Annotated in this window: 13 protein-coding genes; 7 read left to right on the forward strand and 6 right to left on the reverse strand. The window is 38.0% G+C overall.

Features of this window, described 5'->3' with window-relative positions; all coding sequences use genetic code 11:
- Positions 1 to 17 precede the first annotated feature (17 nt).
- From ileS to murJ, 3 genes are all read right to left on the reverse strand, one after another.
- Positions 18 to 2,861, reverse strand: coding sequence for an isoleucine--tRNA ligase (ileS, locus tag EPA86_RS00490; RefSeq protein ID WP_140600802.1), 2,844 nt, complete (start codon positions 2,859 to 2,861; stop codon positions 18 to 20).
- Between the two features lie 94 nt (positions 2,862 to 2,955).
- The gene (gene ribF, locus EPA86_RS00495) at positions 2,956 to 3,888 is read right to left on the reverse strand and encodes a bifunctional riboflavin kinase/FAD synthetase (RefSeq protein ID WP_140600804.1); all 933 of its coding nucleotides are present in this window, start codon (positions 3,886 to 3,888) and stop codon (positions 2,956 to 2,958) included.
- 125 nt (positions 3,889 to 4,013) lie between these two features.
- Positions 4,014 to 5,594, reverse strand: coding sequence for a murein biosynthesis integral membrane protein MurJ (gene murJ / locus EPA86_RS00500; RefSeq protein WP_140600806.1), 1,581 nt, complete (start codon positions 5,592 to 5,594; stop codon positions 4,014 to 4,016).
- Between the two features lie 225 nt (positions 5,595 to 5,819).
- Between murJ and rpsT the strand changes: the two genes are divergently transcribed.
- The 3 genes from rpsT to EPA86_RS00515 all read left to right on the forward strand — a co-directional run bounded on the left by rpsT (position 5,820) and on the right by EPA86_RS00515 (position 9,715).
- Entirely contained in the window at positions 5,820 to 6,080 is a 261-nt protein-coding gene (rpsT, locus tag EPA86_RS00505) for a 30S ribosomal protein S20 (RefSeq protein ID WP_140600808.1), read from the forward strand.
- Between the two features lie 171 nt (positions 6,081 to 6,251).
- Positions 6,252 to 7,958: a dipeptidyl-peptidase 3 family protein gene (locus EPA86_RS00510; RefSeq protein WP_140600810.1), complete on the forward strand. Its 1,707-nt coding sequence runs from the start codon at positions 6,252 to 6,254 to the stop codon at positions 7,956 to 7,958.
- A gap of 131 nt (positions 7,959 to 8,089) precedes the next feature.
- Positions 8,090 to 9,715, forward strand: a complete 1,626-nt coding sequence (locus tag EPA86_RS00515) for a GMC family oxidoreductase (RefSeq protein ID WP_246058180.1) — start codon at positions 8,090 to 8,092, stop codon at positions 9,713 to 9,715.
- A 73-nt stretch (positions 9,716 to 9,788) separates the two neighbouring features.
- Here the strand turns inward: EPA86_RS00515 and EPA86_RS00520 are convergent, their stop codons facing one another.
- A complete protein-coding gene (locus EPA86_RS00520; protein WP_140600814.1) occupies positions 9,789 to 11,585 on the reverse strand; it encodes an acyl-CoA dehydrogenase C-terminal domain-containing protein in 1,797 nt (598 codons plus the stop codon).
- A gap of 482 nt (positions 11,586 to 12,067) precedes the next feature.
- Here EPA86_RS00520 and EPA86_RS00525 point away from each other — a divergent pair, with 482 nt between their 5' ends.
- Entirely contained in the window at positions 12,068 to 14,374 is a 2,307-nt protein-coding gene (locus tag EPA86_RS00525) for a S8 family serine peptidase (protein ID WP_140600816.1), read from the forward strand.
- Between the two features lie 7 nt (positions 14,375 to 14,381).
- Positions 14,382 to 14,921 carry a hypothetical protein gene (locus EPA86_RS00530; RefSeq protein ID WP_246058181.1) on the forward strand — a complete coding sequence of 180 codons (540 nt, stop codon included), beginning with the start codon at positions 14,382 to 14,384 and terminating at the stop codon, positions 14,919 to 14,921.
- Positions 14,922 to 15,038: 117 nt separating this feature from the next.
- Here the strand turns inward: EPA86_RS00530 and EPA86_RS00535 are convergent, their stop codons facing one another.
- Positions 15,039 to 15,464 carry a DUF3010 family protein gene (locus tag EPA86_RS00535; RefSeq protein WP_140600820.1) on the reverse strand — a complete coding sequence of 142 codons (426 nt, stop codon included), beginning with the start codon at positions 15,462 to 15,464 and terminating at the stop codon, positions 15,039 to 15,041.
- 120 nt (positions 15,465 to 15,584) lie between these two features.
- On the opposite strand from EPA86_RS00535, the gene EPA86_RS00540 reads away from it, so the two are divergent.
- Together EPA86_RS00540 and EPA86_RS00545 are read left to right on the forward strand one after the other, a co-directional pair.
- Positions 15,585 to 16,310, forward strand: coding sequence for an SDR family NAD(P)-dependent oxidoreductase (locus EPA86_RS00540; RefSeq protein ID WP_140600822.1), 726 nt, complete (start codon positions 15,585 to 15,587; stop codon positions 16,308 to 16,310).
- 71 nt (positions 16,311 to 16,381) lie between these two features.
- Entirely contained in the window at positions 16,382 to 17,302 is a 921-nt protein-coding gene (locus tag EPA86_RS00545) for an amidohydrolase family protein (protein WP_170309520.1), read from the forward strand.
- Between the two features lie 18 nt (positions 17,303 to 17,320).
- Here the strand turns inward: EPA86_RS00545 and EPA86_RS00550 are convergent, their stop codons facing one another.
- Entirely contained in the window at positions 17,321 to 18,496 is a 1,176-nt protein-coding gene (locus EPA86_RS00550; protein WP_140600826.1) for a mandelate racemase/muconate lactonizing enzyme family protein, read from the reverse strand.
- Positions 18,497 to 18,539 lie beyond the last annotated feature (43 nt).

Consider the following 18,539-nt stretch of genomic DNA (forward strand, 5'->3'; position numbering starts at 1 on the left):
AATAAAGTAAGGTTAATCTAAGCAAACTGACGTGCTTCGCCATTACCTTCAACATTGGTTACACAACGACCACACAAATCATTGTATTGTTCGTTAACGCCGATATCTTCTGTTACATGCCAACAACGTTCACATTTTTCCCCTTGTGCAGCAGAAACAGTTAACCATAACCCTTCAACATCAGTGTCCATAACTTCTGATGAAATTTGCTCTTTGCTATCAACAGATATCACTTGTGCTTTTGAGGTAATCAAAACAAAGCGTAACTCTTCACCAAGTTGCTCTAATTTTTCTGCAAGTGATCTCGTTGCGTACAAGGTTACTTCAGCTTCTAAGGCTTTACCGACTACTTTATCCTTACGGGCTAATTCTAATGCTCGGTTGACTTCTGCTCTAACCAGTAAAAGCTGTTCCCAATAATTATTATCAAGCGTAACATCATCAGCCATTGTGCTTAAACCATCGAACCATACATTGGTAAAGACAAATTCTTCACGTTCAGTATTTGCTGGCGCTGGTAGTGCCTGCCAAATTTCTTGAGCAGTAAATGATAAAATAGGAGCCATCCAACGTGTCATTGCTTCTGCAATTAAATACATTGCTGTTTGACATGAGCGACGAGCGTTACTATCACTTTTAGCTGTATATTGTCTGTCTTTAATAATATCTAAGTAAAAGCCACCTAACTCAGTTGTACAGAAATTCATTAATTTGTGAACAACAACATGAAATTCATACTCATTGTATGCATTAACAATTTCTTCTTGTAAACGCGCTGCTTTATCGACAACCCATTGATCAAGCGCAACCATATCTTGCATCGCAACAGAGTGCTCTGCCGGCTCAAAGCCACTTAAGTTTGATAATAAAAAGCGAGAAGTATTACGAATTCTTCGGTATGCATCAGCTTGTCTTTTAAAGATTTCATCAGAAACCGTAATTTCTTGGGTATAGTTAACCGATGCGGTCCAAAGTCTAAGAATATCAGCACCAAGATTATTGGTAATTTGTGATGGAGTTACCACATTACCTAAAGATTTTGACATTTTATGGCCATTTACATCCACTGTAAAACCGTGTGTTAACACTTGCTTATAAGGTGCTTTGCCCGTCATCGCAACAGAAGACATCATTGAAGACATAAACCAACCGCGATGTTGATCAGAACCTTCTAAATATAAATCAGCAATACCGTCAAACTCATCTCGTGCTCCAACGACTGAATAGTGGGTTGTGCCTGAGTCGAACCAAACATCAAGGGTGTCAGGAACTTTAATAAAGTCTTTCGCATCATCACCAATTAGCTCACTCGCTTCTAAATCAAACCACGCCTGAATACCTGATTTTTCTACGCGTTTAGCAACATCTTCAATTAATTCAATACTTCGTGGATGAAGTGCGCCAGTGTCTTTATGAATAAATAATGCAATTGGCACACCCCAGGTACGCTGACGTGAAATACACCAATCAGGACGACCTTCTACCATTGATTCAATTCGACTTTGACCCCAATCAGGGATCCATTGCGTTTTTTCTATTTCAGTTAATGAGTCTTGGCGTAACGATTTATTATCCATACTAATAAACCATTGTGGTGTAGCACGGAAAATAATTGGCGTTTTATGTCTCCAGCAATGCGGGTATGAATGCTCAAACGCATGATGGTGTACTAAGGCACCTTTTTCTTTTAATAATTCGACCACACTCGCGTTAGCTTTAAACACATGCTGACCAGCGAAAATAGGCGTATCTTCAAGGTAAACACCATTTGCTCCTACAGGGTTAGCTACTTCTAAATCATATGTTTTACCAACCACAAAATCATCGACACCATGACCTGGTGCAGTATGAACACAGCCAGTACCAGAGTCTGTAGTTACATGTTCACCAAGGATCACAGGTACGGTAAAGTCATAAAAAGGATGCTGCATTTGTGCAAGTTCAAGATCAGCACCTTTACAAAAGCCTAATGCATGGTATTTATCAATACCGAACCGGTCCATACATGAACTGACTAAATCAGAGGCTAAAATTAAACGTTGCTTCCCTTGCTCTCCATCACATTGCACTAACGTATACTCAACATCAGGATGTACAGATATTGCTCTATTTGCTGGTAATGTCCAAGGTGTAGTCGTCCAGATAACTGCTCCAATAGGGCCTTCACCTGAATGTCCTTCGGGATGAGAGAATTTATCAGCAACATAGTCATCAGCAACAAATTTGACATCAATTGCTGGAGATTGCTTATCTTTATATTCGACTTCAGCTTCGGCTAACGCACTACCACAATCTGTACACCAATGAACTGGCTTGAAGCCCTGCTGCAAATGACCATTCTCTGCAATTTTACCTAAAGCACGGATAATATTTGCTTCAGTATCAAAATCCATTGTTAAGTATGGCTTTTCCCAGTCAGCAAACACACCTAAACGTTTAAAGTCTTCACGTTGACCATTAACTTGTTTAATAGCGTACTCTCGACACTTTTGACGAAAATCAGCAGCACTCACTTTGTGACCTGGCTTGCCGACTTTCTTCTCCACCATTAATTCAATTGGTAAGCCATGACAATCCCAGCCAGGCACATAAGGTGCATCAAAGTCAGATAACGTCTTAGACTTGACGATAATATCTTTTAAAATTTTGTTTACAGCATGGCCAAGGTGAATATTACCGTTGGCATATGGAGGGCCATCATGCAAAATAAATGATTTCTTACCTTTCTTTGCAGCGCGAATTTTACCGTACAGGTCTTTTTCAGCCCACTCTTTGAGCATATTAGGTTCACGGTTCGCCATGTTACCTTTCATTGCAAAAGATGTTGCGGGCAAATTTAGGGTATGTTTGTAATCACTCATTTAAATCATTATCCGTTTATTTTGGATCAAGGTTAATTGCCATTGATCATATTAATACCGAATTAACCGCACGTTAATTGGTAACTCTACATTGCTATTTTTTGCTCTGAGTAAAAAACTGTTGAGCTTGTTCACTATCTTTTTCTATTTGCATTGTTAATGCTGCTAATGTGTCAAATTTCAAGACATCTCTAAGCTTGTGTTTTATGGTAACTTCTATACATTGTCCGTATAAATTACTATTAAAATCAAACAAGTGCACTTCAAGTTGTTGCCTTACACCTGAAACTGTTGGTCTAGCACCTATATTAGCTACACCTTCATAGTCACCATTTATTGTAGATACCGTTACAGCAAACACACCATTTAAAGGAGATACACGCCTTTTTAGTAAAACATTCGCCGTTGGAAATCCTAATTGACGACCTCGCTTGTCACCGTGAAACACTTTACCAATTATGGAATATTCTCTTCCAAGCATATCACGCGCCTCTGCTAATCGGTTTTGCTCTAACGCTTCTCGAATAGCAGTGCTACTAATACGACAGTCAGCCATTTTATAACTTGCCGTATCAGACACATCAAAATGGTGTTTTTTCCCTGCTTGCACAAGCATAGAAAAATTACCGACACGGTTTTTACCAAAATGAAAATCATCACCTACAATTAAGTGCTTGATTCCTAACTTTTCAACTAACAAATGTTCAATAAATTGTTCAGCACTTTGTTGTGCAAATTTATGGTTGAAACTAACACAAATTAATCTTTTTACACCAAGTTTTTCTAATAAACTATATTTATCGCGTAAACGGCACAATCGTGCTGGAGCACTACTCGGTGAAAATAACTCTTGTGGTTGAGGTTCAAATACTAAAACGGCAGGCACACAAGATAAAGCTTTAGCTCGATCAACAAGCGCATTTATAACTTGCTGGTGCCCTAAATGCACACCATCAAAATTACCAATTGTTAACACACAACCATGATCTTCAGGTTGAATATTATGAATACCACGAACTAACTGCATCTAGTATTTGAGCCCAAATTAACCAAGTTTATTATAGGTAGATAAATTAAATCGCCGAATTATATACCAGTGCGTGGGAATAATCAGTAACCATTGACTGATATTTCTTGCATATTTAATACTTTTTAATGCTTTATTACTTTAAAGTCGCTCATTCTAACGCCGAGCAAAGCAATCATGACAAAATAGCTCGCAACACCTAAAATAATACAAAAGATTAAATGATAAACTTGTCCTAAGAAATCCAACTTAAGCCATTCACTAAAATCATAGGATAAGCCATTGACCACAAGTGCCATAACTAGCGCAGAACACATTAACTTTGCAATAAACCAGATAGTTGTTTTTTCTAATTGAAAAACACCATTAAGTTTAAGTCCGCGATACAATAAGAAGGCATTAAGTGTGGCTGATAATGCTGTGGCAATAGCTAAGCCAACATAACCAAAGAAAGGCGCCAACATTAAGTTAAACAACATATTTGCAACCATAGCTTTAATCCCGATTTTAACCGGTGTTTTTGTATCTTTTCTGGCGTAATAGCCTGGGGCAAGAATCTTAATAAACATAAAGCTTAATAAACCCGAAAGATAAGCAAATAACGCAAATGATACTTGCAGCACATCTTGCTGACTAAACTCACCTCGCATAAATAGTACCATGATTATAGGCTGAGCTAACACCATCAGCCCCGCTAAAGCAGGCCAACCAAATAAACTAACAACACGTAATCCCCAGTCAATAGTTGAGGCAAACTCTTGTGAACTTTGCTTAGCATGTAACTTTGATAAACGTGGTAAAACTACCGTCGCAATACCAATTCCAAATAACCCTAACGGAAACTCTAGTAACCTGTCCGCATAATATAACCAACTGATCGATCCTGTTATAAGAAAGCTTGCTATTAATGTATCTAATAATAAGTTTATCTGAGTAACAGAAACACCAAACAATGCAGGTATTATTAGTTTTCTTATTTGATTAACACCACTGGCATGCCAAGCCCATTTTGGTTTAACTAAAACGCCTGCTTTATACAAAAAGGGAATTTGAAAAACAAATTGAATCAAACCACCTAAAAATACCCCCCAGGCCAAAGCAGCAGCTGAGTTTTCTACATAATCGGCTCCATAAATAGCCATAAATATAATAGCGACATTCAATAACACAGGAGTAAAAGCGGCGACAGCAAACTTCCCTAAGGTATTTAATACAGCACCCGCTAGCGCTGTAAAGCTAATAAACCATAAGTAAGGAAAAGTAATTTTTAATAAGCTTGCGGCAAGATCAAATTTTTCAGCTGCTGGCCCATCATTTAACCAGTCAACAAACCAACCAAAACCAAACAGCATAACAAATAAGGGCGAGGCAACCATACCAAACAAGGTCACGAGGGAAACAATAACACCTAACGTACCCGAGACTTGTGCAATCAACCTTCTAGTTTCAGCTAATGACTTATCATGATTTTCTTCATCTTTATGATGATAATCACTCAACACGGGCACAAATGCCTGAGCAAAAGCACCTTCTGCAAATAAGCGTCTCAAAAAGTTAGGAATTTTATTGGCAAATAAAAACACATCTGCCATTAACCCTGCACCCATAACGTTAGCAATAACCACATCACGTATTAAACCTAATACACGTGAAATTAATGTCATTACACTAACAATCAATCCTGATTTAATGAGTTTTTTACTCAAAAAAGTGCTCCTAAGCCGAAAAAGAAGAAATAAACACTATTATGTGATGATTTTACCCATTTAAACAATGTATACTTATCACTGTTCACAACACTTATACTGTAAAATCTTTATTATTGTATTTAATTAGATAAAATAATTAAAACATTTGACAAACAGCTAAAAAAAAGGCATATTTCGTCGCCTTAAATTTAAGCTATATAATCAATTTTTTAGGAGTTCACCTTGGCTAACTCAAAGCAAGCTAAGAAGCGCGCAGTACAATCTGAAAAGCGCCGTCAAAACAACGCAAGTCGTCGCTCAATGATGCGTACTTTAGTTAAGAAAGTAATCGCAGCTATTGAAGCCGGTGACAAAGAAGTAGCAACAAAAGAATTTGCTGCTGCAACACCAATTTTAGATCGTTACGCAAGTAAAGGTCTTATCCATAAAAACAAAGCAGCTCGTAGTAAGAGCCGTTTAAACGCTGCAATTAAAGCGCTTTAATCTTAGTTTTTATAAGAAAATACGAAAAACCAGCTAAATAGCTGGTTTTTTTTTGCCTTAATTTTAAGGAACACTCACTTTCTCATGTGTTTTAATCTCAAGCGACTATTGCACTAGCTCATAAAATCTCATAGTCTCTAGCCACTTCTAAAATAACAATACGAGTAAAATATGAGCGCACCTAGATTTTCTCTTTCAAAATTGTCACTTATTTGTCTGCTTTCAGTAGGCTCTTTGACCGCGTGTGGTGGTGATAGTCAAGTTCATCAAGCAGCAGCAACCTCTCAACCTAAGCAAGTAACAAGCACTGATAAACATCAGCTTTTAAAGGGATTTGAAGAACGTTTAAATATATACAAAGAAGTTGAACTGACCGCTGATTTAAGTCACCTTTCTGATAACCAAAGAAAGATGTTAGCTTTATTAATCGACGCCTCAAAAATTATGGATGACTTGTTTTGGAAACAAGCATTCTCACAAGATAAAGCAACTTTTTTAGCAAGTATTGAAGATGAAAAAGCACGACAGTTTGCCGAGTTTAACTATGGTCCTTGGGACAGGTTAGATGGTGACAAAACCTTTTTGACCAACACTAAAACAAAATCCCATGGCGCTGAGTTTTACCCTCATGATATGACCAAGGAAGAATTTGAACAAAGTAACCTTAAAGATAAGGCAGGCCTTTACTCTCTAGTACAACGAAATAGCGAAGGAAAGCTAATCACGGTTGCCTACTCTGAAGCCTATAATGATAGCATTACTCGAGCAGCAGCTATTTTGGAGCAAGCCGCGACATTTGCTGATGATAAAGAATTCGCTAATTATCTGAATATGCGTGCCAAAGCAATGCGTACGGATAATTACCAAGCATCAGATTTTGCTTGGATGGATATGAAAAACAACCCCATTGATGTGGTTATTGGTCCTATTGAAAACTACGAAGATCAACTCTACGGCTACCGAGCAGCCTTTGAATCTTATGTATTAATAAAGGATTTAACTTGGAGCGAAAAATTAGCTAAATATGCCGCATATTTACCTGAGTTACAAAAAGAATTACCTGTAGCTAAAAAGTATAAAGCTGAAACACCTGGCTCTGACGCAGACCTTAATGCCTATGATGTAATATATTATGCGGGTCATTCAAATGCAGGCAGTAAAACCATCGCTATCAATTTACCTAACGACGAAGAGGTTCAACTTAAAAAAGGCACTCGACGTTTACAATTGAAAAACGCAATGCGAGCTAAATTTGATGCTATTATGCAGCCAATTGCTGCAACACTCATTGTGCCAGAGCAACGCCAACACGTTACCTTCAACGGCTTTTTTGCTAATACTATGTTCCATGAAGTGGCGCATGGTTTAGGTATTAAAAACACCATTAATGATAAAGGTACTGTAAGACAGGCGTTAAAGGAGCATGCCTCTGCCCTAGAAGAAGGCAAAGCTGATATCCTTGGTTTGTACATGATCAGACAACTGCTTGATAAAAATGTAATAGATGAAGGAGTAATTGAAGATTACTACACCACGTTTATGGCAGGAATATTTCGCTCCGTACGTTTTGGCGCAAGCTCAGCGCACGGAAAAGCCAATATGGTACGCTTCAACTACTTCAAAGAAAAAGGGGCTTTTTCTCGTGATGAACAAGGGTTATATAGTGTAGATTTTGACAAAATGTCGGCAGCTATTGATTCACTCTCAGAATTAATTCTAACTCTACAAGGCACAGGAGATTACCAAGGTGTTGCGGATCTTGTTAATAACAAAGGTATAGTAAGTGATATTTTAGCAGCAGATCTTGCTCGTTTAGAAACAGCAAATATCCCAGTAGATATTACCTTCAAACAAGGCAAGCAAGTGTTAGGTTTATAATTCTTAATTATATCGAGTTAAAAGCGCTATAACACATTGTTATAGCGCTTTTTTTGTCTAAAAAACGCGCTAGTTGATAAAAGAAGTGAAATCCCTCATAGTGGTCAGACCTTAAAAAATTTGTGATGATTATGAAAGCATTTGATTTTGTTATTGTTGGTGCTGGCTCTGCTGGCTGTGTCTTAGCTGATAAACTTTCTGAAGATGGTAAGTATCAAGTATGCCTCATTGAAGCTGGTCCAAAAGATAAACATTGGAGTATTCACCTCCCCCTTGGCATTATTGATTTAATGAAGAGTAAAACTCTTAACTGGCAATTTAACTCTACCAATGAACAGTCTCAAAATAATCGTGCAATTTTCAATCCCAGAGGCAGGACTCTTGGCGGGAGCAGCTCAATTAATGCCATGCTCTATATAAGGGGGCAAAGGCAAGATTATGACTACTGGGATGAACTCGGTAACAAGGGTTGGAGTTTCGATGAAGTACTCCCATATTTTAAAGCTGTTGAACATCAAGAGCGTGGCCCAGATGAGTACCATGGTGTGGGCGGTCAACTCAATATTGCGGATTCACGCTCAAAACCTATTATTCAAGACCGGTTTATTAGCGCGGCTCATCAGGCAGGTTATCCACTCAATAATGATTTCAACGGTAGCAGCCAAGAAGGTATTGGCTATTATCAATTGACACAAAAAGGTGGTCAGCGCTGTAGCGCCGCAAAAGCTTTTTTAACACCTAACCTGTCACGTAAAAACTTAACCGTAATCACCGATGCCCATGTTAATAAGTTACTAATAAAAGACAAACAAGCTTATGGAGTTAATTTCACTATAAAGGGAGTTGAGCAAGAGGTTTTCGCTAAAAAAGAAGTACTTTTATCTGCTGGAGCCTTTAATTCCCCACAAATTTTAATGCTTTCAGGCATTGGTGCTAAAGATGAGTTAACTAAACATAATATTAAGGTAAAACATGAATTAACCGGTGTTGGGCAAAATTTGCAAGATCACGTCGATGCTTTAGTAGTGTCTAAGCATACTCATGATGAGTTACTTGCCTATAGGCCTAAAGCATTAGCCTGGTTTATCAGAGAGTCATTGAAGTACTTCACCCTACCTTTTAGCAAAAACACCGACCGAAAGGGGTTACTTACCTCAGTTGTTGCTGAAGCAGGTGGCTTTATAAAAGCTAATGAACAATCCTCTCGCCCAGATTTTCAATTACATTTTATACCCGGTGCTATGGATGATCATGGTCGAAACCATAAAATGTTACTCAATTATGGTGTATCTTTGCATATCTGCCTATTGCGACCTGAAAGTCGAGGTGAAGTAAAACTATTGGGAAATGATCCCAGACTAGAGCCTGCTATAACACTCAATATGCTCAGCCATAAACACGATCAAGAGCAAATGATAAAAGCAGTTAAAATTGCTCGAACCATACTTAATCAAACACCTTTAAAGGAAAATAATTTAGCAGAGCTTTCTCCTGGTGAGCACGTTCAATCAGATGAAGATATATTGAAATTCCTTAAAGCTAAGGCCAATACTATTTATCATCCCGTAGGCACGTGTAAAATGGGGAAAGATAGTTTAGCTGTGGTAGATGAGCAACTAAAAGTGCACGGCATTTCGAATTTAAGAGTTGTAGACGCATCAATCATGCCTACCTTAATCAGTGGCAATACCAATGCCCCAACAATCATGATAGCTAGCAAAGCAGCAGAGATGATCTTAGAAGCGCACTGTAATTAATAAGTACATAAAAATTTGAGAAATAAAAAAGGAAGCAAATGCTTCCTTTTTATAAATAAATTACTTTTAGTCATTAAAAACTAAAATCTTCAGCATCAAGAGACATCATCGATTCAGCACCATTTTCAACACAAGCAGCATGACCATTTGCTCTAGGTAAAATACGTTGAAAGTAAAAGCGAGCTGTTTGAATTTTGGCTTGATAAAAAGCTGCATCTTCATCACCCTGTGCTAATTTATCTAATGATACTTTAACCATTTTCGCCCAAAAGTACGCCAGAGTTAAGTAACCAGAATACATTAAATAGTCAACTGAAGCCGCGCCAATTTCATCAGGGTTCGTCATAGCTTTTGCACCAATATTTTGTGTCATTTTCTGCCAATCACCACCGAAACTCATAATTGGCTGAATAAACTCCTGCATAGCATCGACTTCAGCGTTTTCTAAACAAAATTTAGTCACTTCACTACCAAATGGCTTCAATATTTCGCCTTTAGACCCCAATATTTTCCGCGCTAATAAATCAAGCGCTTGTATACCGGTAGTACCTTCATAAAGACAACTAATTTTAGTATCACGCATTAATTGCTCCATGCCCCATTCTTTAATAAAGCCATGGCCACCAAATACTTGTACGCCGTGACTAGTACATTCTAAACCAGCCTCAGTTAAAAATGCTTTGGCAATAGGTGTTAATAAAGCCAATTTAGACTCAGCTTTAGCTTTTTCTTCTGCATCGTCACTTGCATGACCAATATCAACCAATTGAGAGAGATAAGCTACTAGCGCACGACCACCTTCAGCAATAGACTTTTGTGTTAATAACATTCTACGAACATCAGGATGAACAATGATTGGGTCAGCAGGGCCTGCTGGATTTTTTACACCAGTAAGAGAACGCATTTGTAATCGATCTTTTGCATAAGCTAATGCGCCTTGAAATGAAGCCTCGGCCGCAGCAACACCTTCTGTCGCCACACCTAAACGGGCAGCATTCATAAAAGTAAACATGCAGTTTAAGCCTCGATTAATTTCACCTATTAAGTAACCTTTAGCGCCATCAAAGTTTATTACACATGTCGCATTAGCATTAATACCCATTTTATGCTCGATTGAGCCACAAGAAACGGCATTTCGCTCTGCAATTTCACCATCAGCTGTTACGTTATATTTTGGCACGATGAATAAAGAGATGCCTTTACTGCCTTCAGGAGAGCCAGGGATACGTGCAATAACAATATGAACAATATTCCCTGATAAATCATGCTCACCAGCAGAAATAAAGATCTTAGTACCCGTTAGTGAATAACTGCCATCATCATTGAGCTCTGCTTTAGTTCGAAGCATACCAAGGTCGGTACCACAATGAGGTTCAGTTAAGCACATGGTACCAGTCCAGTTTCCTTCAACTAGATTCGGCATAAACATTTGTTGTTGTTCTTGACTGCCATGTGCTTCAATTGTTGCTAAAGCGCCATGGCTCAAGCCTGGATACATAGCAAAGCTATGGTTTGCACTAGAAAAAAACTCAGTAATTGCAGTATTAAGTGAGTGCGGTAAGCCTTGACCACCAAAATCAGTATTTTGAGCTAAGGTTGGCCATCCACCTTCAACAAATTGTTGATATGCTTCTTTAAAGCCGTCTGGTGTTGTAACTTCTCCATCATTCCAAGTACAACCTTGCTCATCACCAATTTGGTTAATTGGAGCGATCACCTGCTCAGTAAATTTTGCGGCCTCAGACACAATTGCATCAATCATATCTAGACTTGCATCGTCATAACCTAATCGTTGGTAATGGCTGTCACAGTCAAGCAACTCTTGCATGACAAATTTAACGTCTCTTATAGGGGCTTTATACTCTGGCATGGGTTTCTCCTAACATAATTACCAAAATCACTATCTGGTAAGAGGTCTAATTTCAAACAGTCGTTTGATTAAAGCATGATATTGTCAATATTGAAAGTATAAATGAACCGTTTTTAGTAAGTTTCTCTATGAATATAGAGCATAGATAGGTTTGAAAAACAGAAAATAACGATGATACAAAATAATTATTAAATTTAGCACCTTCACTTTAAGAGGTAATAATTTGAAACTTAATATCGCACATTAGTAAAAATAAACTCCTCTTATTAAAAAAAATTCATTTTTTTAACAATTGCCATTGAAGCCGTTTAAATATGCCGTCATTAGCTTGTTAAAAGTTTACTACTTAGCCTCATCACTGATTAAAAAACCACCAGATGTAAAAAAAATGTTACGGAGAGAGCTGTATTTTGTAAATATACAGTTGTTTCATTCAGAATATTCAGTTATATTTTTTTTTCAAAAAAAAACTAAGGATACTTATGAAAAAGAATAATCTGAAATTATCAGTATTATCTACAGCTATCTTGCTAACGTTAGCAGGTTGTGTAGACAGTGACCCTAAGCCAGAGCCAAAGGCAGATAGTGCGCCTACCGCTAGCAATGTTACTGTTACTGGTTTAAAACAGTGGGTACCAAGTACAGGGACTATCAATACAAGAGACGCTGATAACGATGCTATCACTTTAACTTTCTCTGAAAATGGCGAAGAAGTTACAGCTGAAAATGGCGTATATACTTTTTCAAATGGTGTCTTAGAGCTAAACAGTGATATGAGCTATAGCTTCATTTCACTAACTGGTGAAAGCGCTGAAATAGAATACACAGCTACGGCAAATGGTAAATCAGCAACTGCTAAAATTATGGTTGATGCTGCGATGGGTGATCCACTAATTAATCAGCAATGGCACTTACGTAATACAGGTCAAAAAGCTTATGCACTTAGCGATGAAATGAAAGAAGGTTTAATTACCCTTTACGTTTCTTTTGGTGAAACTGAAGAAGAAGCTAGAGCTAAAGTTGAAGGCTGGTTTGAAGAAGACGAAGCTAAACTAATTGCTGGCGAAGACATGAACGTTGTTGGCGCTTATAAACAAGGCGTTACAGGTGCTGGCGTAACAGCAGTGGTAGTTGATAGTGGTTTAGAGATTCGCCACGAAGATTTAGAGCCAAACGTAATCCCTAATCGCTCATTAAACTTAAATGATGGCGCGTTAGATAAAACAGACCCTACATCAACTTCTATTTCAGGCGATCATGGTACTAGTGTTGCTGGACTTATCGCAGCTAAAGGTTGGAATGGATTAGGTGGTCAAGGTGTTTCTCCTGATACAAACTTGATTGGTATGAACTACTTAGGCTCAGGCAAAGTAGAACAAACTGAATACCTAATTCATGGTTTCCCTGGAAGTGGTATTGGTGCGAATGATAACGTTGGTGTATTTAACCGTAGTTATGGTTTAGGCTGGCCAACTCACTTTGGTTACTCAGAACTTGATGAAGCAATTGAATCTTACCCTAACTTAATGTTACGTGGTGGTAAGGGTGCTTTAACTATGAAGTCTGCGGGTAACTCGTTTGAAGATGATCGTAATGAAGGCTCTGTTTGTAGTGAAAATGGTGCAAATGACTTAGGTTTAACTTGTTACAATGCATCATTTGAACCTAGCCAAGTACATCCGTATTACTTAAGTGTTGCTGCGGTTAATACTGATGGTAAGCATACAAGTTACTCTGCTGCCGGTGCAAACGTATTTGTTTCTGCTCCTTCAGGTGAGTATGGACGTTATGCGCCAGCTATGGTTACTACTGACCAAATGACTTGTTTAAGTGGTTACTCTGGCTTTAATGGCGGTACAATTGCAGCATGGTCAAACTTCTATGGTGCTGATTTTGCAGCGTCTCAATTCCCGTTTAACTACCCAGGACATGAAGACAACGCTAGCTGTAACTATACATCTACCTTTAACGGTACCTCTTCTGCTGCGCCAAATGCCTCAGGTGTTGTATCACTTATTTTATCAGCTAACCCATCTTTAACATGGCGTGATGTTAAACATATCTTAGCAGCTACAAGTACAATGAATGATCCAGAAAATGAAGCTATTAGCTTTATGATCGGTGAAACAGAATTTGTTGCGCACCAAGGTTGGGTAGAAAATGCTGCAGGTTTCTACTTCAATAACTTATACGGTTTTGGTCGTGTAAATGCTGGTGATGCTGTTGCAATGGCTAAATCTTACGATAAAGATTTAGGTGAGCAAGTAATCACTGAGTGGATTGGTGCTGGTTCTGCAGTTGATGAAGCTGCCATGGCCTCTGCTATCCCAGATAATAATGCTGAAGGTTTAACATACAAAATTGAAATTACAGAAGATATTGCTGTCGAAGCAATGCAATTCAAATTTGATATCTTCAGTGCTGAAATGGGTTACGGTGATGCAAATGGTAACCAAACAACAGCTGGTATGGATTTAGCGATTGAGGTAACTTCTCCGTCAGGTACTAAGAGTATGATCCTTTCTTCTAAACAAGCGATCACCTACCCTTCTTACTCGTTTGAGAATGGTGAACAACCAGGCTATATTTTAAAAGACGGCGTATTCCTTTCTAACGCGTTCTATGGCGAGTCAGGCATGGGTGAGTGGACAATCCGCATCCTTGATACATCAGCGGAAAGCTTTGCTACTGCAGATGGCGGTGCAATGGGTTACCTTGGTTATGCAAACAACGTTACTGAAAGTATCTTAGAAGGTATTGCGGTACGTGCTTACGGTCATGAGAAGTAGGAGAGAAATGATGAAATTGAATAAATTAACAGTGTTAACTGCGAGTATTTTCTTAGCAAGTTCTGTTGCTGCTCATGCTGGTATGGATAAAGACTTAAGTCTACCAAAGACTAAGCAAGTAACTAAATTCAAACACGAAAAAGCAGATTTTGGCTCTTACGTGGTAAAAAGAGATTTAGCTTATATCCCAGCAACTATCGCAAATGCAGATAATGTTATCTCATCAAACGGTAATATGGCTATTGTCAAAGCCAATGCTCCAGTTGATCGCGTTGGTAAAGGCACCTTAGTTAGAAATACTTTAACTAATGAATTATCACCTTTATCAGGTAATATCTCTGTATTATTAAAATCTGGTGTAACAGCTAACGATGTTAGCTCAGCAACAGGTCTAGATATTGTATCAGCTTACGCAGGTACTCAAATTGCTGTGCTTCGTGTAACTGGCGAACAAGATTTAATTGAATCTCAAAAACAATTAAAATCTTCAGGTTTAGTTAAGGTTGCACGTATTGAAGTATTAGAAGTTTTACATAAAGCTGAATAATACTCTTTTGCTGTAAAGCGATTAAAATAAAAAAGCGCATCATTTGATGCGCTTTTTTATTACTATTTTTTAGTGCTTGTTAATTTAACAACAAGATACTCTAATTCACGTTTTCTTTTATTTACTCTCAAGAAAAGCAAAAACAGAATTAAATGCTTGCTCTTGGTATTGCTTTAACCCCGTATCTCTAAAGTCGATATCAATTTGGCTTTTAGCGAGTTCTTTTTTAATAAAAGTACCTGATAGAATCTCTACCGTTAAATCACTGATTAGTTGAATCGCCGCTTCTAATTTAAAGCTAACTGGACCCCCAGCAAACTTGCCTTTTAACGCTCTTCCTTTAATCACAACATGGCTGACTTGATAATCTTCCATCAGCTTAGCAAAGGTAAATTGAAATTTTTGCACCTGCTCCGCATCACCAGCATTATCAAGAGTAATCTTTTGTACTCGCGTATGAGGAATATCATACAATCCATTTTCTTTAGACATGATACAAACTATTGCATCATTACCTTTTAACTCAACACCACAAACTTTCATAAATAAGTCCTACATTTCATCATTGCTTTATTATACACGTAAACCAATGACATAAGTAAATGGAACTTACCTCGCCATAAAGGTATTATTTAACTAAGCGTAATTAATAAAAGAAATACTATGCAAAAAGTATGTGTAATAACTGGTGGTAGTTCAGGTATAGGGTTGAGTATTGCTCACCTATTTCATCAAAATAATTATCTTGTATTTAACTTAGATTTATCCCCTAGTGAAGTGGGAGTATTTAAAGCATGTGATATCTCTGACACTCAGCAAGTTGAGCAAATTATCACTAACATTGCCAAAGAGCATACCATCAATGTTTTAATCTCAAATGCTGGTGTTCACTTTTCAGGAACCATTGAAAACACAACAGAAGAGGACTTTGATAAAGTATTCTCCATTAATGTAAAAGGCGCCTATGCAGCAATTAAAGCAGCACTACCTAGTATGAAAGACGTTAATGAGGGTGCAATCATATTAATGGCATCAGATCAGGCCTTAATCGCTAAACAAAACTCGTTTGCTTATAATTTATCTAAAGCATCCCTTGCTTCAATGGCCAAAACAACGGCATTAGATTATGCCCAATACAACATAAGAGCTAACGCAGTATGCCCTGGCACCATCGAAACACCGCTATATCATAAAGCTATTGATAATTATTGTGAAAAATCAGGAGCTGATAAAACACAAGTTCACCAAGAAGAAGCAGCGCTTCAGCCATTAAATCGCCTTGGTAAACCAGAAGAAGTAGCCGAACTGGTATATTTTTTAGCATCGGACAAAGCTAAATTTATCACTGGCAGTTTACAAGTCATTGATGGTGGCTACACCGCACAATAGCGAGTGTTGAGTAAAAAATAAATCTAAGATTCATTGTTTTTGAACTTAAACCAACATTGATGGAGCCATTTTTGAACATTGTCGACCCGCATATACATCTTTTTGCTTTATCTCATGGCGATTATCATTGGCTCAAAGATGAAAATCCGCCTTATTGGCATGATAAAAAGCAAATTCAACGAGACTTTAATGAACAAGATTTACACTTATCAGGTGAATTATCTTTAACAGGTTTTGTTCATATTGAAGCGGGGTTTAATAATCATCAACCATGGCAAGAACTCGCTTTTTTAGAAGCTAATTGCCAGTCAAGTTTTAGTAGTATTGCTGCGATTAATTTACTTGATACGAACAGTCAGTTTACATCAGTTTTAAATGAGCTCTCCCTGCTAAAAAGCTTCAAGGGAGTTAGACATATTTTAGATGAGCAAGCCTACACACTGCTAACATCGCCAATCGTGCTCAGTAATATCGCGCAACTTAACCAACACTCTAAAAAGCAAGCCTTAAGGAGAAAACCATTAGTTTTTGAATTGCAACTCGCATTTGAAGACTCTATAGCCTGTAAAGCACTCCATGATGTCATTACCAATAATCAACAGCTCACTTTTGCCATTAACCATGCAGGCTTTCCACCGGATTTTAATAACTGCAGCGAGGATAATAAGTGCAGTTGGCTTCAAAATACTTGGTTGCAAAACATAAAAAGCTTTGCTCAATATACCAATGTAATCATTAAATGCTCTGGCTGGGAAATGGCCAATAGACATTATAAAGCTGAATGGTTAAATACCTGCATAGCCACGATTATCGAAAACTTTGCCATAAATAAAATTATGTTAGCCAGTAACTTCCCACTTTGCTTATTTAGCCAAAATTCTTATCAAGATTATTGGCTAAATTTGCTCTGTTTACCCTGCATAAAAGCATTACCTGAACATAAAAAAAGCGCGATATGCTCAAATAACGCGCTTCATTATTATTTTGATTAATAAGTGAGAGTCAACACACTACTTAATTAATACGTGTGGTGATTTTTTAACAACTTCATCGTTTAGTTCAATGCCAATACCAGGCGCTTCACTGACATTAAATACACCATTTTTAGGCTGTGGATCTTGTAAGCATAGCTCCCTATTCCAGTCTTTAATCGCATAGGTATGATGTTCGTGAATTAAGAAGTTCGGAATGGCTGTTTCTAAATGCAAAGAAGCCGCTGTTGCCACAGGACCACCACATACGTGGGCTTGTATACGAATATCGTACACATCAGCATAATCACAAACTTTTTTTGCCTCAGTAAAGCCACCACACAAACCAACATCTGGTTGTAGTACATCAATACTTTGATCTTCAAAATACGGGCGAACATCCCAGCGATGGTATAAACGTTCACCACCAGCAATCGGCACATTAACATTATCAGAAACTTTTTTATGCACTGCTGGGTTTAGGTAGTTAACTGGCTCTTCATACATCATACAATTAACTTCTTCGATAACTTTACCCATTTGTATCGCTGAAGCAGCGCCCATCAATGAGTGTGATTCAAAGATAATATCAACATCATCACCTACTGCATCACGAATCGCCCTTAACCTATCACCAAATAACTTCATTTGGGGTTGAGTAAATAATTTAGTACGATCAAAGGATGAGCTGCCATCTTTGTTATACACAATAGGATCAACTTTTACTGCATCATAGCCTTCTGCAACGGCTTTCAGCGCAGCTTGGGCATATTCTTCCGGTTCGATCAGTTTACTTATTTCACTGTCCCAATCAAACTGTAGCTGACTTGCATAGGTACGTAAGTTTTCATTAACCTTACCACCTAACAATTGATACACTGGCACACCAAGGGCTTTGCCCTTAATATCCCAAAGTGCGGTATCTATAGCGCTCATTGCCGAGTAAAGTACAGGCCCACCACCTAAGCCCCAAAAGCTTTCTCTTAGCATCTTCGACCATAATAATTCAGTATTAAAAGGGTTGAAGCCTATTAATACTGCTTCACTAATCTCTTTGATCATCGCTGCTGCGGCACTATGTCCCCAGTCATAGGCAAGCCCTGCTTCACCCACACCAGTAATGCCTTCATCAGTATGAATACGGACAAAAACAGGGTTCCAAGGTGGACGCTTAGGGCAGTGAATATCAAACACTTCAATGTGGGTTATTTTCATAAATTTTCTTCTAAAGTCGAGTCATTCTTAAGTTATATAACTT

Origin of the sequence: Litorilituus lipolyticus, assembly GCF_006439335.1 — a bacterium.
Lineage (GTDB): Bacteria > Pseudomonadota > Gammaproteobacteria > Enterobacterales > Alteromonadaceae > Colwellia > Colwellia lipolytica.

Coding starts and splice junctions, on each gene's coding strand:
- ileS (WP_140600802.1), bottom strand. CDS start 2,861: ATGAGTGATTACAAACATACCCTAAATTTGCCCGCAACATCTTTTGCA.
- EPA86_RS00540 (WP_140600822.1), top strand. CDS start 15,585: ATGCAAAAAGTATGTGTAATAACTGGTGGTAGTTCAGGTATAGGGTTG.
- EPA86_RS00520 (WP_140600814.1), bottom strand. CDS start 11,585: ATGCCAGAGTATAAAGCCCCTATAAGAGACGTTAAATTTGTCATGCAA.
- EPA86_RS00515 (WP_246058180.1), top strand. CDS start 8,090: ATGAAAGCATTTGATTTTGTTATTGTTGGTGCTGGCTCTGCTGGCTGT.
- EPA86_RS00550 (WP_140600826.1), bottom strand. CDS start 18,496: ATGAAAATAACCCACATTGAAGTGTTTGATATTCACTGCCCTAAGCGT.
- EPA86_RS00510 (WP_140600810.1), top strand. CDS start 6,252: ATGAGCGCACCTAGATTTTCTCTTTCAAAATTGTCACTTATTTGTCTG.
- ribF (WP_140600804.1), bottom strand. CDS start 3,888: ATGCAGTTAGTTCGTGGTATTCATAATATTCAACCTGAAGATCATGGT.
- EPA86_RS00525 (WP_140600816.1), top strand. CDS start 12,068: ATGAAAAAGAATAATCTGAAATTATCAGTATTATCTACAGCTATCTTG.
- EPA86_RS00530 (WP_246058181.1), top strand. CDS start 14,382: ATGATGAAATTGAATAAATTAACAGTGTTAACTGCGAGTATTTTCTTA.
- EPA86_RS00535 (WP_140600820.1), bottom strand. CDS start 15,464: ATGAAAGTTTGTGGTGTTGAGTTAAAAGGTAATGATGCAATAGTTTGT.